The organism is Aliiroseovarius crassostreae, assembly GCF_001307765.1.
Classification (GTDB): Bacteria; Pseudomonadota; Alphaproteobacteria; order Rhodobacterales; family Rhodobacteraceae; genus Aliiroseovarius; species Aliiroseovarius crassostreae.
The window spans coordinates 1-21,935 of the sequence record NZ_LKBA01000019.1 but is presented as its reverse complement, the minus strand read 5'-3'; the positions used below and the strand labels follow the sequence as shown (position 1 = coordinate 21,935).

At 58.2% G+C, this 21,935-nt stretch carries 22 protein-coding genes, 1 tRNA gene and 2 pseudogenes; 7 read left to right on the top strand and 18 right to left on the bottom strand.

The genetic code is table 11. The features are described from left to right. Window positions 1–2: 2 nt before the first annotated feature. Window positions 3–1,067, top strand: a complete 1,065-nt coding sequence (locus AKJ29_RS12795; protein ID WP_055191448.1) for a phage portal protein — start codon at window positions 3–5, stop codon at window positions 1,065–1,067. Between the two features lie 193 nt (window positions 1,068–1,260). On the opposite strand, the gene AKJ29_RS12790 is transcribed toward AKJ29_RS12795, so the two are convergent. Next, on the bottom strand, window positions 1,261–1,545 hold the full coding sequence (locus AKJ29_RS12790) for a hypothetical protein (RefSeq protein ID WP_055191445.1): 285 nt from the start codon (window positions 1,543–1,545) through the stop codon (window positions 1,261–1,263). A 107-nt stretch (window positions 1,546–1,652) separates the two neighbouring features. Between AKJ29_RS12790 and AKJ29_RS12785 the strand changes: the two genes are divergently transcribed. The 3 genes from AKJ29_RS12785 (at window position 1,653) to AKJ29_RS19415 (ending at window position 3,006) form a co-directional block, all read left to right on the top strand. Next, complete coding sequence (locus AKJ29_RS12785) at window positions 1,653–2,078, top strand: hypothetical protein (protein WP_055191443.1); 426 nt, start codon at window positions 1,653–1,655, stop codon at window positions 2,076–2,078. Between the two features lie 68 nt (window positions 2,079–2,146). After that, window positions 2,147–2,734 carry an Rrf2 family transcriptional regulator gene (locus tag AKJ29_RS12780; RefSeq protein ID WP_139231466.1) on the top strand — a complete coding sequence of 196 codons (588 nt, stop codon included), beginning with the start codon at window positions 2,147–2,149 and terminating at the stop codon, window positions 2,732–2,734. Further along, window positions 2,731–3,006, top strand: a complete 276-nt coding sequence (locus tag AKJ29_RS19415) for a helix-turn-helix domain-containing protein (RefSeq protein WP_139231467.1) — start codon at window positions 2,731–2,733, stop codon at window positions 3,004–3,006. Before AKJ29_RS12780 ends, AKJ29_RS19415 begins: the two co-directional genes overlap by 4 nt. Here the strand turns inward: AKJ29_RS19415 and AKJ29_RS12775 are convergent. The 3 genes from AKJ29_RS12775 to AKJ29_RS12765 form a co-directional block, all read right to left on the bottom strand. Continuing rightward, a complete protein-coding gene (locus AKJ29_RS12775) occupies window positions 2,937–3,965 on the bottom strand; it encodes a site-specific integrase (RefSeq protein WP_055191439.1) in 1,029 nt (342 codons plus the stop codon). The genes AKJ29_RS19415 and AKJ29_RS12775 overlap by 70 nt on opposite strands. Window positions 3,966–4,099: 134 nt before the next feature. Continuing rightward, window positions 4,100–4,175: transfer RNA gene (locus AKJ29_RS12770), tRNA-Thr, on the bottom strand. 39 nt (window positions 4,176–4,214) lie between these two features. Next, entirely contained in the window at window positions 4,215–5,888 is a 1,674-nt protein-coding gene (locus AKJ29_RS12765) for an ABC transporter permease (RefSeq protein WP_055191437.1), read from the bottom strand. A 186-nt stretch (window positions 5,889–6,074) separates the two neighbouring features. On the opposite strand from AKJ29_RS12765, the gene AKJ29_RS12760 reads away from it, so the two are divergent. Next, entirely contained in the window at window positions 6,075–6,950 is an 876-nt protein-coding gene (locus AKJ29_RS12760) for a hypothetical protein (protein ID WP_055191434.1), read from the top strand. A gap of 6 nt (window positions 6,951–6,956) precedes the next feature. Here AKJ29_RS12760 and nadC read toward each other — a convergent pair whose 3' ends face one another. The 4 genes from nadC to AKJ29_RS12740 all read right to left on the bottom strand — a co-directional run bounded on the left by nadC (window position 6,957) and on the right by AKJ29_RS12740 (window position 10,913). Further along, window positions 6,957–7,805, bottom strand: a complete 849-nt coding sequence (gene nadC, locus AKJ29_RS12755; protein ID WP_055191432.1) for a carboxylating nicotinate-nucleotide diphosphorylase — start codon at window positions 7,803–7,805, stop codon at window positions 6,957–6,959. Beyond that, complete coding sequence (locus AKJ29_RS12750) at window positions 7,802–9,370, bottom strand: L-aspartate oxidase (protein WP_055191430.1); 1,569 nt, start codon at window positions 9,368–9,370, stop codon at window positions 7,802–7,804. The genes nadC and AKJ29_RS12750 overlap by 4 nt, the downstream gene beginning before the upstream one ends. A gap of 5 nt (window positions 9,371–9,375) precedes the next feature. Further along, on the bottom strand, window positions 9,376–10,425 hold the full coding sequence (gene nadA / locus AKJ29_RS12745) for a quinolinate synthase NadA (protein WP_055192425.1): 1,050 nt from the start codon (window positions 10,423–10,425) through the stop codon (window positions 9,376–9,378). Window positions 10,426–10,652: 227 nt separating this feature from the next. Beyond that, on the bottom strand, window positions 10,653–10,913 hold the full coding sequence (locus tag AKJ29_RS12740; RefSeq protein WP_055191428.1) for a DUF2312 domain-containing protein: 261 nt from the start codon (window positions 10,911–10,913) through the stop codon (window positions 10,653–10,655). A gap of 254 nt (window positions 10,914–11,167) precedes the next feature. On the opposite strand from AKJ29_RS12740, the gene AKJ29_RS12735 reads away from it, so the two are divergent. Further along, the gene (locus AKJ29_RS12735) at window positions 11,168–11,383 is read left to right on the top strand and encodes a hypothetical protein (protein WP_055191426.1); all 216 of its coding nucleotides are present in this window, start codon (window positions 11,168–11,170) and stop codon (window positions 11,381–11,383) included. Window positions 11,384–11,424: 41 nt separating this feature from the next. Here AKJ29_RS12735 and AKJ29_RS12730 read toward each other — a convergent pair whose 3' ends face one another. The 8 genes from AKJ29_RS12730 to AKJ29_RS20125 all read right to left on the bottom strand — a co-directional run bounded on the left by AKJ29_RS12730 (window position 11,425) and on the right by AKJ29_RS20125 (window position 20,593). After that, a complete protein-coding gene (locus AKJ29_RS12730) occupies window positions 11,425–13,518 on the bottom strand; it encodes a 3-hydroxyacyl-CoA dehydrogenase NAD-binding domain-containing protein (protein WP_200909160.1) in 2,094 nt (697 codons plus the stop codon). A 155-nt stretch (window positions 13,519–13,673) separates the two neighbouring features. Then, a complete protein-coding gene (locus AKJ29_RS12725) occupies window positions 13,674–13,988 on the bottom strand; it encodes a TraR/DksA family transcriptional regulator (protein WP_055191423.1) in 315 nt (104 codons plus the stop codon). Window positions 13,989–14,080: 92 nt separating this feature from the next. Next, a complete protein-coding gene (locus AKJ29_RS12720; RefSeq protein ID WP_139231468.1) occupies window positions 14,081–15,244 on the bottom strand; it encodes a FliM/FliN family flagellar motor switch protein in 1,164 nt (387 codons plus the stop codon). Window positions 15,245–15,377: 133 nt separating this feature from the next. Next, window positions 15,378–18,062, bottom strand: a complete 2,685-nt coding sequence (locus tag AKJ29_RS12715) for an ATP-binding protein (protein ID WP_055192422.1) — start codon at window positions 18,060–18,062, stop codon at window positions 15,378–15,380. A gap of 5 nt (window positions 18,063–18,067) precedes the next feature. Further along, window positions 18,068–18,367, bottom strand: coding sequence for a hypothetical protein (locus tag AKJ29_RS12710; protein WP_055191419.1), 300 nt, complete (start codon window positions 18,365–18,367; stop codon window positions 18,068–18,070). Window positions 18,368–18,375: 8 nt separating this feature from the next. After that, window positions 18,376–18,744, bottom strand: coding sequence for a response regulator transcription factor (locus tag AKJ29_RS12705; protein WP_055192419.1), 369 nt, complete (start codon window positions 18,742–18,744; stop codon window positions 18,376–18,378). Between the two features lie 187 nt (window positions 18,745–18,931). Continuing rightward, on the bottom strand, window positions 18,932–20,248 hold the full coding sequence (locus AKJ29_RS12700; RefSeq protein WP_055191416.1) for a helix-turn-helix transcriptional regulator: 1,317 nt from the start codon (window positions 20,246–20,248) through the stop codon (window positions 18,932–18,934). A 96-nt stretch (window positions 20,249–20,344) separates the two neighbouring features. Beyond that, the gene (locus AKJ29_RS20125) at window positions 20,345–20,593 is read right to left on the bottom strand and encodes a hypothetical protein (RefSeq protein WP_152972458.1); all 249 of its coding nucleotides are present in this window, start codon (window positions 20,591–20,593) and stop codon (window positions 20,345–20,347) included. Between AKJ29_RS20125 and AKJ29_RS18915 the strand changes: the two are divergent. Beyond that, window positions 20,558–20,949, top strand: a pseudogene (locus AKJ29_RS18915) (branched-chain amino acid ABC transporter permease); the annotation flags it as partial. The gene AKJ29_RS20125 and the pseudogene AKJ29_RS18915 overlap by 36 nt on opposite strands. Here the strand turns inward: AKJ29_RS18915 and AKJ29_RS18910 are convergent. Together AKJ29_RS18910 and AKJ29_RS12690 are read right to left on the bottom strand one after the other, a co-directional pair. Further along, window positions 20,942–21,346 carry a transposase gene (locus tag AKJ29_RS18910; protein ID WP_161805420.1) on the bottom strand — a complete coding sequence of 135 codons (405 nt, stop codon included), beginning with the start codon at window positions 21,344–21,346 and terminating at the stop codon, window positions 20,942–20,944. The pseudogene AKJ29_RS18915 and the gene AKJ29_RS18910 sit on opposite strands and share 8 nt — an antisense overlap. 30 nt (window positions 21,347–21,376) lie before the next feature. After that, window positions 21,377–21,859, bottom strand: a pseudogene (locus tag AKJ29_RS12690) (transposase). Window positions 21,860–21,935 lie beyond the last annotated feature (76 nt).

Sequence of the window (21,935 nt, the reverse complement as noted above, 5' to 3'; positions counted from 1 at the left end):
CAATGCTTGGATGGCTCAAAAACAAGTTGCGCCCGACCGAAACCCGGTCCAGCGGCTCAGGATACACCGCGCAAGTCATGGCGGCGCGCGATAGCTATATCAGCGGGCGGCGCGGCGTGGCCGAACTGACGGCAACGGTGCAAAGCTGCGTCAGCCTATGGGAAGGCGGCTTTGCCATGGCGGATGTGACCGGCACCGAACTGCTGACAAGGGCCAACATGGCGATGATCGCCCGCGCCGTCGCGCTCAATGGCGAGGCGGTCTATCTGATCACCGAATTGGGACTTGTGCCTGCAACCGATTGGGACGTGACAACCCGCGATGGACGCCCGCGCGCTTATCGCCTCTCGATCCCCGAAGCTGGGGGCGGGCGCACGGTGACGGCCCTTGCCGCCGAGGTTCTGCACCTGCGGATCGGCTCTGATCACCTGACACCATGGATCGGCACCGCGCCGTTGCGCCGGTCCAGCCTCACCGGGGCGATGCTTCACGCGGTGGAATCGGCTCTCAGTGAGACGTTTGAGAATGCCCCGCTTGGCTCTCAGATTGTCCCGCTGCCCGACACCGGGGCCGATGACATGGCGTCCATGCGCGGCGCATTCCGAGGGCGGCGCGGTTCAACGCTTGTGATCGAAGGCGTGGCGCAGGCAACGGCGGCGGGGATGAATCCCCAGATTGGCCAGAAGTCGGATCAGCTTTCGCCTGATCTGTCCAAGTCCATGACGGATGAAACACTAGCGGCGGCGCGTGAGGGCATCGCCATGGCCTATGGCGTCCTGCCGTCATTCCTCAATCGCGCCGCAACCGGCCCTGTCGTGCGAGAGGCGCAACGACAACTGGCGATCTGGACCTTGCAGCCCATTGCCGCGCTTCTGGCGGATGAAGCCTCGGCCAAGCTGGGGGCAGAGGTCACGATTGATACCATCCGGCCCTTGCAAGCCTTTGACGCTGGCGGACGCGCGCGCGCCCTGTCGGCAATCATCAAAACGATGGCAGAGGCCAAAGAGGCTGGCATACCGCCCGCTGACGTGTCCGGGGCAATGCGCATGGTGGATTGGGAAAGGTAAAATGCCGTGGCACGGCATCGCCACGGCAACGGAATGGCTGATCACGCCATGGGCATCGCCTGATGGGCATCCCGACCCAAAGTGATCCACAAGTCGGCGAGTGTGTTAACCCCGACAAAGCGCGGCCCGCCTATCCTTTTGGGAACCTCCCGTGGGCGCGGCGCTAGGGCGGGCAAGCGGAAGCCCGCCCTTTTTATTTCTGATGATCCGCCAGTCTTTCACCGGGATTAAGCACAACATTTTCGCGCAAACCTTTAAGAAACTCGGTTCTGGCATCCCAGAGGTAATCAAAGAAATGATCCCGAACCGTGATCTGATCGGCTTCGCGCGGCGTTCCGAATCGCCTCGCTATCGAAACCGCGTAACGCACTGCATCCGCTCGGGTTTTTAAGCTGGCAACCTGATCAATCAAATCGTCCAACTCATTCAAAAACGCTTCATCTGCACGAACTTGCAGTAGCTTTTTCTTTTCAACCATATGCAGCCGCTCCGTTGTGTAATGACGAACGTATATAAATACGTCATTGACGGCAAGTAAGCGATATGTAATGCAATACGTAATTACAAATGTAAGTGGATAATGCAATGAACACCGCCCCTCAACCCGTCTCGATCCATGAAAACCGTGCCGTCAATGGGATGGCACTGTCTGACGCTTCACTTTTTGAAGAAACTGTGACTGCCGCCCGCGAACTGCGCCAGCGCCAAGCCGAGTATCGCAAGTCGCTTCCTACCGATCCGGCAGAGGCAATCAACCTTGCCCTGCGGCATCTGGAATATGATCACGGCGACTATCCCGAAGGGATCGAAGACGCGCTGCACCTTTCGTCCGCGCTTGCCGATCTGATGCTGGTGGCCTGCGATAAAGAAATGGGCTGGGATCCGACCGCCGCAAAATACATCGCGGAACGCATGGAAACCGCGATGCGCAAAGCTGTTGCTGCACTGGACCGGGCAAACGACATCCTGCGCAATCCGGCCAACGCGGCGCGAGATTGTGGTGAGGTGTGATCTGGATTTATTCCGTATGGACAAACTGAATCCCATCTGGTAGTCATCCAGATGAAAGGGGCGATATGATGCACACTGGCCAAGCAATTGAGATGCTTTCGGAAGAGTTGAACATCAAACACTCGGTTGTTGAAGACGTTGTTAAGCGCCTGCGCAAAGCCGAGTATCTCCCGTCTTCCAGTGGGCGCGGCAGGAGCGCCCATCACGTCAGCGACCTTGAAGTCGCCCGGCTTCTCATTGCGCTTATGTCATCTGAGGGCGCGGCTGGCGCGGCAGAACGCTGCAAATTCTTTGCCAGCTTGCCCCTTCAACCGTCTGTTTCGACATTCCCCAAAAGCTGGACTTTGAAAGAAGAGCGCGACACGTTTGAGCAACATCTTGTCGCCCTTTTGAGGTTTCTCCGCCGGGAACCTGATCAGGCGGGCAACGTGTATATCTCGACGGAGATTTACCTCGGAGCGGCTGCAATCGTTTATGAGGACCGGCCACGCGACCCTGAGCAGCATTTTAGCACCCGTTTTGAGGCGCCCATCGAACTATCGTTTGAGGAGCGCCACCCATACTGGAGCGGCGTTCATCGCAGCGCAGAAATCGTCGGTGCTGTTCTTGCCCGGATCGCGGCCCGTGTTGATCTGGAGGCTGCGCAGCAATCATGAGTAATGTCGTCGTCATAGCGCCGGAAGAACTGAGAAACCTTATCGGCGAGGCGGTGCGGGACGCAATGAAGGCAACCGCAAAGCCGGAAGCATGGTTGCCTGTCGCCACCGTGGCGGAGCGGCTCGGCAAGAGTGAAAAGACAATTCGCAACTGGATCAAAGAAGGCCGGTTCACCCGCGTATCTGGCGGGGATGGTGCGCACTATTTGGTGTCGTCGTTGGAAGTGGGGGAGTTGAGCCGTTTGGCCAATTCGTCCGCCGAAGCCTCGTAATATGTTAACAATTCGTTAAGGTTCTTATGTCCTGTCATCCGCGCCAAATCGAGAATTTCCAGCCGCTTTGCCAAGCGGGTGATCGCCTCGTGTCGGGTGTCGTGGAAATGCAGGTTTTCGATCTTGGCCCGCTTGACCGCCGCCCGAAAAACGCTGTCGCGGCTCTCGGCGTCAATATCGAATGGATGCTGATCGGGTTCGGTCTTGTTGCCCCTGACGGCCTCAAGAATTTCAAGCGCCCGCGTGGTCAGCGGAACATCTCGGGCCAAATCGTTCTTTGTCTCTGGCAGATGCACTGTGTTGCCGCTGACGTGCCTATTGGTAATGTCACGAATTTCCCCGGATCGCATTGCCGTCTCGATGGCAAACAAGAACATCGCCCCGGTGATCTGTTTTTCAGTCACCCAAGGGCTTGCATTGAGGTCCAATGCCTCGGACAGCTTATCTATTTCATCCTGAAATACGCGCCGGGTGCGCCGTTTGGCCCTCTTGGGTCTTTTGACATCGGCCATTGGGTTGATCTGCAACAAGCCCCATTCCTTTGTTGCAGTGACAAAGACGTGTTTAAGCAGGTTCATTTCCCGCGACACGCTGGCGGGCTGGACCTGCCCCAAGCGCATATCACGCCACGCGACCAGATCGGCGGTTGTCACGTCGCCAATGATGTATTCCCCCAGTGCCTTACCTCTGACCAGATCGGCGGCAAACCTGTTGAGCCGGATCACTTCCCAGCGTTCGCCTTTCTTGCCCTTGGATCGTTCGAGGGCGTAGCGGTCAAAGACTTGTCGCATCGTGTCGCTGCTAGCGGTTCCTGCGGCAATACCAACCTCAAATTCGCGCGCCCACACCTGCGCTTCACGTTTGGTCTTGAAGGTCTTGGCCTTGCGAACGGACTTACCGTCTACGCGCCGCGCAACTTGAGCCTGCCAGCCATGATCGGTTTTGAGAATCGTCGCCATGCTCAGAATAGTAATCGCGTCGTAACTGAATTGGCAAAGGATGGTTCATCGACTTCCCGCGCCTTTCCAAAACAGGACCAAATAGGGGGCAAAGGGAAAACAATGACCGAACATGATACATTTGCGGTAAATGATGGTGCCCCCACACGGACTCGAACCGCGGACCTACTGATTACAAATCAGTTGCTCTACCAGCTGAGCTATAGGGGCACACCCTCCCTTTACTCAACTCTGTCGGGGGGTTCAAGCCTATTTCCCAGCGCGCGCCAACATGACAACGGCCACCAGCCCGACAGCAATCACCATCAGCGCCGGAGGGGCCGCCTGCTCCAGTTGTTCCAGGGATGCCTGTTCATAGACGCGTGTCGCCAAAGTACCGTAATTAAAGGGCCGCAGCAGCAGGGTGGCGGGAAGTTCCTTGACGCTATCGACAAAAACCAGAAGTAGTGCCGTGCCAACCGATCGACGGATCAGGGGGACGTAAACTTCGGCCAATGCCCCTTTGGCTGATCGTCCAAGCGAGCGTGCGGCCATGGGAAGGCTGGGAGAGACCCGCTCAAACGCTGCATCTGCGGTGCCCTGGGCAATTGCAAAGAATCGCACGCAATAGGCATAGATCACCGCAAAAGCAGTGCCCGTCATCAAGAGCCCGGGATCCCACCCGGTCACAGCCAGCACACCATCCGCAAAATAGTTGTCAGCCGCCGCCATGGGGATCAGGATCCCCACCCCCAGAACGGCCCCGGGTGCCGCATAGCCAATTGTGGTAAGAGGCATCAGCTTGCGGGGCAATTGGCGCCCGGACATGCGCACGCCATAGACCAGAAACAACGCACCGATCACCGAAACGGCGGCCGCCGCGCCGCCCACGGTCAGCGTATGCACCAACGCCGAGAACAGCCCGTTTGAGAACCAGAACTCCGGTTTATTGACGGCGTGATACGCCAGCACACCTACCGGCAGGACAAAGCCGATCACGAAGGGCACCGCGCACAGCCCAAGACAGAGAGCCGCGTGGAACCCGGTCAGGTGCCGCGCCGCAACCGGGCGACTTTGCCGGGAGGTGCGATAGAAACGCGACCGTGAGCGGCTGATTTTCTCCATGGCCGCAAGCAGAAACACGAAACCCAGGATCACCAGGGCAATCTGGGCAGCTCCACCGGCATTGTGGCTTTCAAGCCAGATCGTAAAAATCCCGGTTGTGAGCGTCTGCACCGCGAAGAAATCCACCACCCCGAAATCAGACAGTGTTTCCATCATGACAATGGCAACCCCTGCCGCGATGGCCGGGCGGGCCAGTGGCAGCCCCACGCGCCAGAACCGCGCCAGGGGCCCTGCCCCAAGCGCGCGGGCGACTTCATAGGCATCCCCCGATTGCTCACGCAGGGCCGTGCGCACCAGCAAGAACACATATGGGTTCAATGCCGCTGTCAGCACGACAATGGCAGCCCAGCGCGACCGGATCTGAGGGAACCAGTAGTCTTGCGAGCTTTCCCAGCCGAACAGGGACCGCAGCCCCGTCTGCACCGGTCCGGCATATTCTAGGAAATCCACCAACGCATAGGCCCCGACATAGGCTGGAATGGCAAGCGGGGTCAAAAGCAGCCACTGCATCGCCCGTGATCCCCAGAACCGATACATGGTCAGCATCCAGGCCGATCCGGTGCCAATCGCCGCTGATAAAACCCCAACAGACAGACAGATCACCAGCGTGTTGATTGTGTAACGCGGCAATGTCGTGGCCATCAGATGCGGCCAGGCGTTTTCCTCGGGGGTCAGGGCCATCCAGACGATGGACATCAGCGGCATCAAAACCAACAGCGCAATCACCCCCGCCCCCACGGACCAGGGGCTGACGCTCCAACGCAAAGGACGATGGCGCAGGGGTTTGGGGCCGGTTAGCTGAGTGTTTTGCTCGGTCATACACTGCCCTTACCCTTATTGGGTTTCCCTGTCCAGAAAAGCGGCTTATGTTTATGGAAAAGCAGTTCAGGACACTTATTCTCCGGTGCAGCCCCGAACCCCGCCGTCACCACCTCGCAGCAATTGGCGGCGTTCTGGTTTGATGCGGGCAAAAACCGCTGACAAGACAAAAGGATACAGGTCGGGATGAAAATCTCCTTTCACATCGGCGCCCATTGCACGGACGAGGAACAATTGTTGCGATCTTTGCTCCGCAACTCTGGTGTTCTTGCGCGCGAAGGGATCTGTGTGCCCGGCCCCAGCCGCTATCGGGGGGTCCTTGCGGATGTGCTGAACAAGCTACAGGGGGCCAAGGCCGACCTGGACACGCAGGAAATGCTGATTGAGCATTTTGTTGACCTTGAAGACGCGGAAAGAATCGTCTTTGGGCATGACAATTTCCTCGGCGCCAGCTTCAGGGCCTTCGAAGGTGGCGTGCTCTACGGTTTGGCGGAGCGAAATACCAAACGCCTGCGCAACCTGTTTCCGATGCATCAGGTCGAGTTTTTCATGGGGATGCGGGATATTTCCACATTTCTGCCCGCACTGGCCGCAAAGGTGCCCGAGGACAAGTTGCATCAGCTTCTGGCGGGTGTGGACCCACGCCACCTATACTGGTCCGACACGCTGCATGCGATACGGGAAGCCACACCCGACTGCCCTATCACGGTATGGTGCAACGAAGATACGCCGTTGATCTGGCCCGAAATCCTGCATGAGGTGGCCGGACTGGATCCAGAGGTCAAACTGATGGGGGGGCTGGATATTCTGGCCCAGATCATGACCAAACCGGGGATCAGACGCCTGCGCGACTACCTTGCCTCTCATCCGATCCACAATGAAATCCAACGTCGACGGGTTCTGGCCGCTTTCCTAAACAAATACGCCCTTGAGGAAGAGAACGAGGAAGAAATTACCCTGCCCGGCTGGACACAGGACCTGATGGAGGAGCTGTCGCAATCTTATGACGACGACATGCTCGAAATCAAATCCATCCCCGGCGTCACGTTACTCACCGCCTGAGCCGTCTCAGAAGTCGAGACCAAGATCCACAGTGCGTGCCGAATGGGTCAGCGCGCCGGATGAGATATAATCGACCCCCGTGGCTGCGATGGCGGCAATGCGATCGAGCTTCACATTACCACTCGCCTCGGTGGTCATACGTCCGTCCACCATGGCCACCGCCTTGCGCAGCATGTCGTTGTCCATATTGTCAAAAAGCACAACCGAGGCCCCACCCACCTCAAGAACCTCTTCCAGCTGGTCGAGGCGATCCACCTCGATCTCAACCGCCATCATATGGCTGGCGCTGGCCTTGGTGGCTTCCAGCACCTGGCGCACGCCACCGGCAGCAGCAATATGGTTGTCCTTGATCATGATCGCATCTGACAGGGAATAGCGGTGGTTGAACCCGCCCCCATGCAGCACGGCCAGCTTTTCAACGATCCGCAGCCCCGGCGTGGTTTTCCGGGTGCAGGTCACGCGGGTCTTCGTCCCCTTGGTTTCAGCCACAAACCCTGCGGTCTTGGTGGCGATCCCGGTCAGACGACCGGCAAAGTTCAGCGCCACACGCTCACCAGACAGGATCGAGCGCGCCGATCCCCTGATCTCCATCAGCACATCCCCCGCCTTGCAGGGGTGCCCATCAGCAATATGCGTCACGATCTCAAGCGACGGATCCACGAGGCGAAAGGCAATTTCGGCCACCTGCATCCCGGACACAACTGCGTCTTCACGCGCGTTCAACCGCGCTTCATAAGTGGCATTGGGCGCAATCACGGCACGGGTGGTCACATCCCCATAGCTGCCAAGATCCTCCATCAGTGCATTGCGCACCATAGGTTCAAGGATGAGATCAGGAACAGAAGCATAACTCATTGTATTTCCTCGCAAACCTTCGCCCGTATTTCGAGCGCCTGCGTCAGTGTCATCGACGATCGCAGCCCCAACCCGTCAACAGGCTCCGGGTAGTCGGACCGCTCATGCGCGCCGCGGCTTTCGCGCCGTTCCAGCGCCGCTGCGGCAATCAGGGTCGCCGTGGCAGACATGTTCATAAAGGCAAGGCTCTGCGCCTGTTCCGCCTCAAGCCGTGCAAGTGTCACAAGGGCCGTTTTCAACCCGGCCTCATGGCGCACCACACCAACATGTTCTGTCATGGTCTGACGCAACTGGGCCACGGCCTGCGCATCCGGGGCCTGTCCACTCCCTTGAAACTTCAGCACAATCTCGGGCGCCTTCTTCGGCTTTCCCACCGCCTCAGAAATATCCTCAGCGCAGATACGGGCATAGACCAGAGCCTCCAACAAACCGTTTGAGGCCAGGCGATTTGCCCCATGAAGCCCGGTCGAAGACGCTTCCCCGCAGACCCAGAGCCCGCCGATACTCGCGCGGCCCTTCGTGTCGGTGGCAATGCCCCCCATGTGGTAATGCGCAGCAGGGGCCACCGGGATGGGCTGTGACACCGGATCAATCCCATTCCGGGCGCAATATTCGGCCACTGACGGGAAATGCGTCAGGATCCCCTGCCCCAGAGCCTCGCGTGTATCAAGCATGGGACGATTTCCCGCCTGCACCTCGGCAAAGATTGCACGGGCAACCACATCGCGCGGAGCAAGCTCGGCATCCGGGTGCACATCCAGCATGAACCGCTTGCCGTGCTTGTTGATCAGTACCGCCCCTTCCCCCCGCAGGGCTTCGGTCGCGAGCGGGGCCGGATCCTCCCCCACATCCATGGCGGTGGGGTGAAACTGCACAAATTCCGCATCATCAATCCGCGCCCCGGCGCGTGCGGCCATGCCAATCACCTGCCCACGAATGCGGGGCGGGTTGGTGGTCAGCGCATAAAGCCCGCCAGAGCCGCCCCCTGCCATCAGATGGGCCGCCCCTTTGAGAAGGATTGGTGCGGAGCGGCTTTCGTCGCTTTCGGTGATCATCACCCCGGTGACGCGGCCCTGCTCCACCTGCAGATCCACCGCCATCGTGCCTTCAAGCACCTGGATCGAGGGGGTGGCCCGCACCTGCTCGATCAATGCGGCCATGATTTCGGCCCCGGCCTGATCCCCTTTCACACGCACGACCCGCGCAAAACTGTGCGCCGCTTCACGGGACAGGACATATTCGCCGGTTTCGGTGCGATCAAAGGGGGTGCCCAGGCGGGTCAGGTCGAGAATATGCGTACGCGCTTCGCGAGTCACCATGCTGGCGACATTGCGATCAACCGTGCCGGCCCCGGCACGTTCCGTATCCACCGCGTGATTTTCCGGGCTGTCAGCGGCATCCATTGCCGCAGCGACCCCGCCCTGTGCCCAGGCTGAACTGGCCCCTTCGCCAAGCGGTTCGGGTGTGATCATCACAACCGGCAGCGGAGCGAGTTTGAGCGCCGCATAAAGCGCGCCCATCCCGGCCCCGACAATGACAATGCGGTCAGTTGTGATCACCTGCATCTGGTTCAGAGGCCCAGCTTGCGCGAAAGGTCGATCATGCGCTGCACGGAAAGACGCGCCTTATCCGCGACATCGGCATCAACCTCCACCTGGTTTTCCATCGTGTGCAACACATAGAGCACCTTTTCCAGCGTGATCTTTTTCATGTAGGGGCACATGTTGCACGGGCCGATGAAATCCACTTCTGGCAGCTCATCAGCAATATTCGATGCCATCGAACATTCCGTGATCAACATCGCCTGAGCCGGCTTTTCCTCGGTGACATATTTGATGATGCCGCTGGTGGAACCGGAATAATCCGCCTCGGCAACCACGGCCGGGGTGCATTCCGGATGGGCAATCAGGCGTGTGCCCGGGTTCCATTCGCGGAAATCGCGCAGGTCCTGAGGGGTATATTGCTCGTGCACAATGCAGGATCCGGGCCAGAACACCACATTCTTGTCCGCTTCATTGGCCACGTTCTGCGCCAGATATTGGTCCGGCGTCATGATGACCGTATCACTTTCCATCGCGTTCACGATCTGAACAGCGTTGGCAGAGGTGCAGCAGATATCCGAGGCAGCTTTCACCTCGGCGGTCGTGTTGACGTAAGACACCACCGGAGCACCGGGGTATTTCGCACGCATCTCTTCCACGCCTGCAGCCGTGATGCTTTCAGCCAGCGAACACCCTGCTTCCATATCCGGCATCAGAACCGTTTTTTCAGGGCTGAGGATCTTTGACGTTTCCGCCATGAAATGCACACCACATTGCACGATCACATCCGCCTCGACATCCTGCGCCTTCATTGCCAGCTGCAGGCTGTCGCCGACAAAATCAGACACGCCATGGAAAATCTCGGGCGTCATGTAGTTATGCCCCAGGATCACCGCATTGCGCTGTTTCTTCAGCTCGTTGATCGCCTTGATATAGGGGGCATAGATCGCAAAATCCATTGGCGTGACAACCCGGTTCATCCGCTCATAGATCTCGGGCATGCTTGCGGCAAGATCAGGGGACGGTGCAAGGTCATAATGGCTGGCGAGCGTGGAGCGGACGAGCGTAAGATCGAGCAACGGGAACTTCTCCGTAAATGAGCGTTGCCGCTCCATAAACAATTTCACCTGCGGTCACAGCAAAAATCTGAACCATCAGCGGAGAAATCCCCTATTTTTCACCGCCAGCGCCACCGATAGGCCCCAAAAGTTCCCTTTGAGAAATCTCATTTCACGCGGGATTGCATGAAATAAGGCGCCCGGCAACTGAAAGCTGGACGCCTGAAACCTGTCAGAAAAAGTGCCGCTCAGGACATGCCCAATGCTTCCTTATACATCTCAAGCACCGCTTCCTCTTCGGCAATGTCATCCTTGTCGCGCTTGCGCAACGCAATCACCTTGCGCATGACCTTGGTGTCATAACCGCGCGATTTCGCCTCGGCCATCACCTCTTTCTGCTGTTCAGCGATATCTTTCTTTTCCAGCTCAAGGCGCTCAAAACGCTCGATAAACTGGCGAAGTTCGTCGGCGGTCACACGGTAGGTCGTGTCGGGATGGTATTCGTCCATTCTGTCCTCTCGGGCGTTTCAGTTTTGTTCCGAATGTTGTTGGATGACATGAGTATCGACAAGCGTTCTCACCTTCAAGGGGTTGCGCGAGACTAGAATGCGGGTTAGGCGCTTTGCCACCAACGCTGGCGTTTTTTGGTTTGACCTGAGACAAGGGAAAGCCAAACGGCCGCGGGCTAAGTCAATGTATTGGGCATTTCGGAACAAACCTGACGATCACGTTTATTCCGAAGCGCGTTACTGGGGGGAAAAAGATGGAATGGCTGATCATTGTCGGGGCGGTTGTGTCCTTTGTCGGGTTGATCGGGCTGGTCACCTCTGCCGTGAAGGTCATGAAGGCCAAACGCGCCGGTCTTGACGATGCTGCCCTGCGGGCGCGCATACAAAAGGCGATGGTGCTGAACATGGGCGCGCTGGCGCTGTCGGTGCTTGGCCTGATGTGCGTGATCTTGGGAATTTCTCTGTCGTAACGGCGGGTTGAAAAGCCGCGCGAAGGATGCGCGGCCTTACCTTAGCCTTCATTCAGATCCGAGAAATGCCGTCCGTTCTTGATCATTTCGGAAAACATCTGGCTGGGCTGCCAGAATTCCGGGGCCTCGGGCAGATAAGATTTAAGTGCATTCTCGACAGCCAGAAGTCCGGTCTGGTCCGCCCACATCATCGGCCCACCGCGGTGACGTGGAAACCCGTAGCCAAAGAGTTTTACAACATCAATGTCGGACGGGCGCAATGCCACCCCTTCCTCCAGAAGCCGCGCCCCTTCATTGGCCATGGCTGACAGGCAGCGCATCTGGATTTCATCCTCGGCAAATGGCCGGGGGCGGATGTTTTTTGCCCCACGTTCCCGAGCGATGATCGACAGAACATCCGGGTTTTCAACCGGGCCATTTTCACCACCATAAATATAATATCCCCGGCCGGTCTTCTGCCCGAACCAGCCCTGCTCGCAAATTCTGTCACCAACCGCCACATAGCGGTCCTTGGGATTACGGCTTTCGGCCAGACGTTTGCGGCGAGCCCAGGAAATATCCAGCCCCGCCATATCAAGCACCTGATACGGGCCAACCGGAAAGCCGAAAGCACGCATCGCGGCGTCGATTTCGGCCGGACTTGCCCCCTCTTCCAGCATGAAATCTGCGGCAAGACGGTACGCGGCAAGGATGCGATTTCCGATGAAACCATCTGCCACGCCTGCCCGAACCGGCACCTTGCGCAGCTTCTTTGCCAAGGCAAATCCCGTCGCCACCACATCCCTGTGGGTCTTTTTGCCAACAACAACCTCAAGCAGTTTCATGATATGGGCTGGCGAAAAGAAGTGATACCCAACCACATCTTCGGGCCGAGATATCGTAGCGGCCAAGGCGTCAATATCGAGGTATGAGGTGTTGGTCGCCAGGATCGCGCCGGGGCGCATGACCGCGTCAAGCTGGGCGAACACACCGCGCTTGACCTCTTCGTCCTCGAACACGGCCTCAATCACCAGATCCACCTTTGACAGATCCGACATCTCTGTCGTTCCGTTCAGCTGCGCCATGCGCGCAGCGCGCATATCTTCGGTGATGCGCCCCTTTTCCACGGAGCGAAGATAGTTCTTCTCTATCTTTGCAATGCCCGTATCCAAACCGTCCTGATGCCTCTCAACCAGCGTAACCGGGAAACCTGCGTCGAGGCAGGATATGGCAATGCCAGACCCCATGGTGCCGGCACCAACAACGCCAATCTGCTTGATCTCCCGCAGCTCTGCCCCATACATCTCAGGCACTTTTGCTGCCCGACGCTCGGCGAAAAACGCGTGTCGCAGCGCCTCGGCCTGCGGGCTGGTTTCGCATTCGTCAAACGCCAGACGCTCCATGCTGATGCCCGCATCAAATGGCAGCAGCAAAGCAGCTTCGACACAATCAATAATACGGGAAATGTTGTTCAAAGGAGATTTCGCGTGTTTTTCCCGGGCCCGCGCCACCGCCGCACCAAAAGCCGCAACATCCCGCAGACCATCCTGTCGCGCGCGGGTCGGTCGCGGGCCGGCCTTATGCGCAATCAGGTTGCGCGCCGAGGCCATCGCCGCCTGATGCAGATTGCGATTGACGGCACGATCAATCAGGCCAAGGGCTTCCGCAGCCGGGGCGGAAACCGGTTTCCCGGAAATGATCATGTCAAGCGCGCGCTCTGCACCGACCAGACGGGGCAGCCTCTGGGTACCTCCTCCGCCCGGCAGCACTCCCAACCCGACTTCTGGAAACCCCAAACATGCGGATTTGTCTGCGATACGATAATGGCACGCGAGCGCAAGTTCGAACCCTCCCCCCAGAGCGGTTCCCTGAATTTCTGCAATTACGGGAATGGTAAGCGCCTCTATCCTGTCACAGATCTGAGATAGGATAGGCGGGGTGCGTGGGCGCCCAAATTCGCGAACGTCAGCACCTGCCGGAAAGGTGCGTCCTGCTGCTCTCAGAACCATCGCCTTGACGGTAGAGTTGCCGCCCAAACGATCCAGATGCTCCCATAATCCGGCGCGCACCTCATGTGACAACGCATTTACCGGCGGGTTGGCTATGGTCAGAACAGCCACTTCGTCATGGATTTCACAGGTTACCGCTTCGCTCATCATCCCCTCCTTGGCTTGCGGACAAGAAACGGCCTGACTTGCGGGCTGTCAATGCTGTGCTCAGGATGGACTCAACTTTCCCGACCATTTGGTCGAAAATGCAACAAGCCCCTCCTGTTCGTCAGGAAGCTGACGCCATGCCAGCCCCCCCGACCTCAGGCACATTTTGGGCAAAACGGCGTGAACGGAACCAACGCCAAACGGGCTTCCGGAATATCGTCTCCGCATTTCACGCAGACCCCATACTCCCCTTCGTCAATTCGCACCAGCGCAGCCCTGATCTTGGCAATCTCTTCCTGGCCTGAGGTGCCGAGCCCTTCCAGGACTTCATCTTCTTCACGCTCTACCGCCAGCTCCTCCCAGTCTTTCGACTGGTGACTGTCAAGCTCATCCTCAATCTCATGGAGCCGGACATCCAGTTCCTTCAGACGGTCCTCAAGAATTTTTCGATATTTTGCTGCGTCGGTCATGGCAGAACTCCTTTTTACAGAATGCTGACATTCCAACGGAAAACTGACCTTGATACAGGTCAACCCCGGCGGAAAGTCCTTAACCTCTTAGCTTAGTCATGCCCCCCGAGAGAGGCCAGATCGGATAGGTCAGGCAGGTCCCCAACCGCTTCGAGCGCAGGAAGATCGCCAATCCCCGCCCCGGCCTCCGCAGGATCAAGCGGGGGCAGATCAGGCAGGTCTGGCAATGCAGCCATGTCACCGTCACCCGCCCCAGCCAGGCCGGGCGCGACAGGCAAGCCCCCCAGCGCAGGCTGTTCCGACTTCTGGGGAAACAGCCCAGGATCTGACGAGAGGTTCCCATCGGACAAGGCATTGACCGGGTCCGGCACATCTGGTTCGGAAGCCGAGAGGTTGATCCGCAAGGCCCTGTGTCCAGCCTTGCCACCGAGAGCGCCGTGGCACACCTTTTCGCCCAGAATATCCTCCAGCTGGATCTGCATGATCATTTTAGACGGAATTGGGAGCAGACTTCCAACTTCCAGCGCGGTGACCTGAGACAGGGGCATTTCCAACCGGTGCAATACAGCCTCCAGACGGGTTTCAGCCCCCTGCACGACCTCTGCCAGCGCGCCATCTTCTTCGGCATCCCCCGCTGAGGGGGCAGGCGCGCTTTGCGGCGGCTCAAATGGAAACATCAGCCAGATGCGCCCCTGTTTGGCACCTTTTTCCATGTCCAGATGTACATCAAACAGACGATAGGGAATATCCTCCATCGTCATTTGAATGGCCCGCGCATCCTCAAGCGGCATCACATATTTAAACCCGTGCCAATTGGCGGCACCGGGCAAGCCAGCATCTTCGCCTTCAGCGTGGAACGCGCGAAGAATATCGTCGATCAGATCCGCACACATGACCGCATCCGTGCGCGTTGGCGCCCGCTCAGCGGCGGGATTTGGCACCACCCGCCCGGTGGTCTGCTTTTCGATCACCCCCGCAAGGGCCTGGGCATCAAGCAGAACCAGCCCCATCTGGTTCTTGGGGCCTTGCAAAAGGGTCACGAGGGCGTTTTCCGGCAACTCCTCCACCAGTGTCGACAGAACAAGGCGCCGCATTTCGACCGATTGCGCAAAAACCTCAAGCGCAACCGAAGTCTCACAGGCCCGCGCCAGCGCCAGTTTCAGGGCAAGCTCTGGCGTCATGCGACCGATTTCCGGCGGGGGTCGCCCTTCGCCAGCCAGTCGCCGCTTTACGTTTTTCTGGTCCGCGTCACTCATCGCATCTGCCTGTTCATCCTGCCCCAAGATGGCCCAAACAGGGTTTACAAATCGTTGAGATCAGGAAGACATCAGCAAAAAAGAACAGGCGAACCTTGGGGCGGAACTTGGGGCAACCCTGCCTCAGCCCGTGTCAGGTCGCCAACGGCAGCGACACCCGGAACGCCGCCCCTCCCTGCCCCGGAAGGTAGGTCAGCGTCCCGCCCAGCTTGTCCATGATTTCGCGACAGATCGCGAGCCCAAGGCCGGCGCCCCCCGCGGCCCTCTGATCAGACAGGCGAAAGAATTTCTCAAAAATCATCGTCTGGCTTTCCGCAGGAATTCCAGTCCCATTGTCAATGAAATCAACCCGAAGCACCCCTGGCCGCTGGCTGACATGGATCTTTAACCGTGCGACGGATGCGTCACAATATTTGGCCGCATTGGTGATGAGATTGATAAAGACCTGAGCGAGCCGGTCCGTGTCTGTATAAAGATCAATCTGCTCCCCTTCCTCCCAGCGGCGAATGGTAAATTTATCTCTGGAGATGGAGCTTGTCGCCGCAACGGCGCGATCCAGGACCTGCTTGAGGCTTTCATGCTGCGGATTGAGCTGCACCTGCCCGTTTTCCAGAACGCTGAGGTCAAGGAGATCATCGAGAAGCCGGGTCAGGCGCACCGCTTCACCATGGATGATCGACGCATATTTCTCATGCGCCTCGGCATCCAGATCCCCCATGCGCAGGATCTCAGAAAAGGCGCGGATCGAGGTCATCGGGGTGCGCAGCTCATGACTGATCTGACTGAGAAAGGCATCTTTCTGGATCGATAGCTGGGTCAGTTTTTCGTTGACCTCGGACAGGCGGCGCGCCGTCGTGGTCAATTCGCTTTGCTTGGCTTCCAACTGCGAGGAATATTCCAGCATCTGCTGCGTCTCATCGGCAACAGCCATCAGATCTTCCACCGAAACGGAGGCACCGCCAACAATTTGACCGACCATGGCATGTGCCGTCGCGGCCCCAACGGACCCGGACAGTTCGCGTTCCAGCTGTGCAATGAAATCTGGTGTTGTATCAGGCAGATAGCCATCTTTACCCTGCCGCGTGGCGACATTCTGGAACAAGACTTGCGCTTCATCCGGCCCCATGATCCGCTGCGCCATGATCAGCAGGTCTTCGGCCTCCGCGCCCCCACGGGTCCAGCTCGGGGCATGTTCAGAATGATCGAACACATTGACAAACTGCGCGCCCTGAAGGCGCTCAAGCGGAGAGGGGAATGACATCAGGGAAACAGTGACAAACGCGCTGGCATTGATCAGCATAGACCAGAAAAACGCATGGACAACAGGATCCATACCGCCCAGACCAAACAGGGCGCGCGGACGCAGCCATTCAATCCCCCACGGCCCATCCACCAGCATTTTGGCACTCATCAGACCTGCTTCTCCGAAGCTGGGAATGAACAGAGTATAGGCCCAGACCCCAAAGCCCGCGATCAACCCGACCGCCGCCCCGTTGCGCGACGCCCCACGCCACAGGATACCGCCCAAAAGTGCGGGCAGAACCTGTGCGACACCGGCAAAGGAGATCAGGCCGATCGACGCCAGCGCCTCCCCTCCTCCGGAAAATTGGTAGTAGAAATACCCCAGCAGCAGGACCGCCCCAATTGACAGACGGCGCGCTGACAGGACCAGATGGCGCACATCGCCGGACACGGTGGCCTCATCCACCCGGCGGGCGGCCAACCAGATCGGCATGACAATATGGTTTGAGACCATGGTTGAAAGGGCAATTGACGCGACAATCACCATCGAGGTGGCCGAGCTGAACCCGCCCAGAAATGACAGCATCGCCAGTCCCTGCTGATCGAAATGCAGCGGCAGGGTCAGCACAAACAGATCCGGGTTCGACCCTTCAGGCAGCACGGTCAATCCAACGGCAGCAACCGGCAACACAAAAAGGCTCATCAGCATCAGGTAGGTCGGAAAGGCCCATGAGGCGGTAGAGAGTTGATTTTCATCAACATTTTCGACCACCAGAACCTGAAACATACGTGGCAGCGTCAGAAAAGCGGCCGCAGACAGAAAGGTCAGGCCGGTCCAGCGCCCCGCACTGATATTCCACGCGGCGATCGGGCTTTCTGAAATGGTTTGTGCAATCTCCCCGACACCACCCGCCACGCCCCAGACGACAAAAATCCCAACCGCCAGCAGGGCCACGAATTTCACGATCGCCTCAACCGCAATGGCCGTGACCACCCCGTTGTGACGTTCATTTGCATCAAGGTTCCTGGTGCCAAACAGAATGGTGAAAAGCGCCAGCCCAATTGCCACCCAAAGCGCGGTGGCGGTGTGATCCACCCGCTCCAACACCCCTTGCCCCAGCGCCGCCTCATGCTCGGCAAACACGGCAAAAGAAAGCGTAACGGATTGAAGTTGAAGGGCAATATACGGCGTTGTCCCAACCACGGCCAGCAAGGTGACCAAAACACCCAGCCCGTTGGACTTGCCATATCGCGACGAAATCAGGTCCGCGATTGAGGTCACTCTCTGCGCGCGCCCAATCCGCACCAGCTTGCGCAAAATGCCCCACCAGCCAATCATCACCAATGTGGGGCCAAGATAGATCGTGACGAACTCCAACCCTGAACGCGCCGCATAGCCCACGGCACCGTAAAACGTCCAGGCGGTACAATAGACCGACAGGGACAAGGTGTAGATCATCGGATTGCGCAGCCAGCTGGCGCCCCCGTGGCGCGCCCGGCGATCCGCGCCAAAGGCCACGGCAAACAGGAACACGACATAAAGCAGACAGACCAGAACCAGAATATTGAAAGGCAAAGCCATCACGATGACCTTGTTCGCGAGGCGGATCCCGTGTCCGTTCCGCCCTCGTCACCCCGTCCCGCGGCCGGGCCCCGCCCAACGCCACGCGACAGGATCGCGGTCACAACTATCAGCATGCACCAGGCGCCAAACAGATAGGCCAGCCAGCCCACCGTATCATTGCGCCCCTGACCTGCGGACAGCAAAGGCAGGAAAAACAACACGATCCCGAACAGGGGCACCACCCGCGCCGCATCCGACACCCGACGTCGGCGGTAATTCTGTCGGGCCAGGAACAAAGGTTCACGCCGTAGGCTCATTCTGCCCCTCAGTCACCGGCAATCTGTCGTAACGTTTCCAGCACCTCGGCATTTGAAAACGGCTTGGTCATGAACTTGCTGACCCCCAGGCGTTCCGCCAGTTCACGGTCATTTTTCTGACCACGCGCAGTCAGCATCAGCACGGGAATATCCTTGGTCGCGGGGTCCGCGCGCAGGTCTTGCAAGATGTCATAGCCAGAGCGCCCGGGCAGCATCACATCCAGAACCAGCACATCCGGGTTGATCCGCTGCACGGTCTCCACGGCGGTTTCTCCGTTGGAATGGGTGCTGACGGTCCAGCCATCGCGGCTCAGGATAAAGCTGATCGCCTCGATGATATTGGGTTCGTCTTCGATCAACAGAACCTGACGCGACAACCGGGCTGTGCGGCCTTGCTCTCTCGCCGCCTGATCTGCATTTCGATCCGTCAAATTTGTCATTCGTCCTCCCCGACTGACGATACATGCCGCCTGCCGCCCCTGACTATGTGAAAATCCGGGCCATATGTCAAAACGGATGTTCTGTTCGGGCAGGTATGGCAGAGGATTTCCTGCCCCACAGCACTCAGCCCGACAGGATCGACGGTTCGCGGCGTGACGCACAGCCTTCGCGGGCGCAGACCCGACAGGAGGACCCGGCAAGAATTGGGTTCTCTGCAGGTGGTGCAACATCATCCTCGGGCAAAATCAACATCGTGACCTCGTTGCGTGGTGGCACATCAAACTGCGGCACACCAACAGGCTGAGAGATTGCAAGGCACCTGAAGCAGCGCGCATTCCGTCCGCCCATATCCAGCAGGGCTGAAACCGGCTCTCCCGGTCGGGACAATGCATGATAAAGCGGCCAGAGCGGGCATCCGGCCCCAAATCGCGGCAGGGCAAACCCACTGACCGGCTTTCGAAAGATGATCGCCCCTGCCCCATCACAAATCAGCAATCCAGAGCTTTGCGCACCGCCTTTTGCTTCGGGCAAGACTGCAACACGGCGCAGGATCCGGTCGATCGGCTGGGCAAAATGCGCGGCAAGGGCAGAAATATTCCCCGCGGACCGCTCCCATTTCTCCGTGAACCGTGCCATCGGAACCTCCCGCGCATCCTCGACATAGCGTTCGAGCCAGCTACGAGCCAGCAATCGCGCTTCATCGCTTTGAAGATGCTCGGATGTTTCAATCAGCGTTGTTATCTGCGCCCCCAGATCCGCCTTTTCCCCTTCCAGCGACGCAAACACCCACTGGTGCGCGGCAAAAAAGGCCGTCATCTCTTCTTGCGGAACCAGGGGCGTGGTCTCCTGATCTGCCCCGGCATCAAGGTAGTCCACCAATCCCTGCGCCGAGGCCGACAGACGACGGCTTTCCTCTCGCATGTTGAGCAGGAAACGGGATTGCCATTCCGGGTCGATATCCGCGTTGTCGGACAGGATCGACGCGGTGGAGCGAATGGCCGTAACGGTTGAAATGACTTCATGCAGGCTGGCGGCAAGCTGCGGATCATGGGTCAGACGATCGGTCAGCGCTTCGGCGGTATGCTCAAGCGCCTCGATCCGGCGGTGCTGGGCGGAAATCAACGCGGTCCAGCCCGGGAAGCGCCCGGCCAGATCCTCGACCTTGTCAAGCTCCGCCGCGGCCTGCGGCAGGCGCACCGCCGCGTCCTTCAGGCGACCGACCAAAGCGTCCTCGGCCCCCTCAGTCAATTGCACCGGATCAACAGCAAGCGCGCGCGCCAGATTGTTCAGAAGCTTGCCGCCGATTCTGCGCCGATTGTGTTCGATCAGATTGAGATAAGCGGCGGAAATTCCGACCTCACGCGCCAAGGCCGCCTGCTTTTGCCCCAGATATAAACGTCTTTCGCGGATACGGCTGCCGGTCAGGCGGGATTGCGGCATGGGTTTTCCTAGTATTATGAACCACTTTCTGCATATGCGGGAAAATGTTTTTACATATTTCGCAACTGCATAGCTTAGAGCTTAACAAATAAATCCTTATTTAAAAATAACTTGTTCATTGATTTTCAAATATACTCTTAAACCGATCGCATTCTGTAAATAAGAAACATGGGCGCGTACGGAGAAGGCACAGGCCCAAAATAACCAAACGGGAGGATTACATGCCAATTCGAATTTCACACGTCGCAGCCTGCTAAAGACCCGCGCCGGTGCCCGTGCTGGCGTTGCGCTGCCGACGATTTTCATGGCCTCATCGGCACATTGGAGGGCGTGAATTGCGCCCATGGGGCATTATTCATGTTCGGCGCCTTCTGTGCCGTGACCCTGCAACGCATCTTCAGCCTCAGCTTTGAGACATTGGACCCGACCAGGAAGGACTTTCTTGGAAATCCGCTGAAGGTGCCCCTATGTGGAAAGCTGGTTCGGACCAGAGATGGGGGGCATCAATCATCGACTGGTCGGTGCCATTGGCGATCCTTTTCTCAGTGCCGATCATGCTGTTTGTCGGCTGGGCGATGGAGCGCGGTCTGATCAAGCATTTCTACAAACGCCCCCATGCGGATCAGATCCTTGTGACCTTTGGTCTGGCGTTTGTCATGCAGGAGATCATCAAGCATTTCCTAGGGTGTAGACTCATAAGAGCCAAATGACTGTTGCGGCGATGTGGGCTGCTGCCAAGAAGGTTTGTTGGCATCGAAATGTTCGCAGGCTGAGTTGTCGCCAGTCCTTCAGTCGGTTGAACATGCGCTCGACGATGTTGCGGGTTTTGTAGAGGTCTGCGTCATATTCGAATTGCATTTTGCGGTTCTTGCGCGGTGGGATGCAGGCGGTTGCCTTGGCGTCGCTCAGCCAGTCGCGCAGGTGATTTGCGTCGTAACCTCGGCCTGCAATGACGGTGGTTCCCCTGGCAATATATGGCTCAAAGCATTGATTCGCATGGGTAATATCGGCTCGATGCCTGCGGTCAGATGCAGCTTTGAATTCAACCCGCCTTTTGTCTTGCCGATATCCCGCCCTTGGCCGTTGTTTTTTTGACACCGTTGGCGGTCTACGCCCTAGGCTCAGGCCTCATAACCAAAACATAACTGTTGCGGCGAGAGCGATGGCCGAGGGGAAGACTTTGGGGCATCTGTCATATCGGGTGGCGACCCGCGGCCAATCCTTCAGACGCCCGAACATGATCTCGATCACTGCCCGGCAGTGATCAGGCGCCCACGCCCCCCTTTTTGACGCCCAGACTGGACGCTGTACGATGGGCTTTCAGATAGGTCGCATCGATCATGATCGTCGTCAGGTCCGTCGCTTCCGCAGCCAACCCTTCAAAGATCCTGGCAAAAACACCCATCTCGCTCCAACGTCTCCAGCGATTATAGAGCGTCTTCGGCGGGCCGTATTCCCTGGGCGCATCGCACCACCGTAAGCCATTGCGATTGATGAAGATTATCCCACTCAACACCCGCCGATCATCAACCCTCGGCTTGCCATGGCTCTTGGAAAAAACGGTCGCAGCCGCGCCATCTGTTCGTCGGTCAGCCAAAAAAGATTGCTCATGATACCCCCTGAAAGTCTGGGGGGGTGAAGCATGCGACCAATGCGATCTCAAGCCGATTAATGGGGCCTGAGCCTA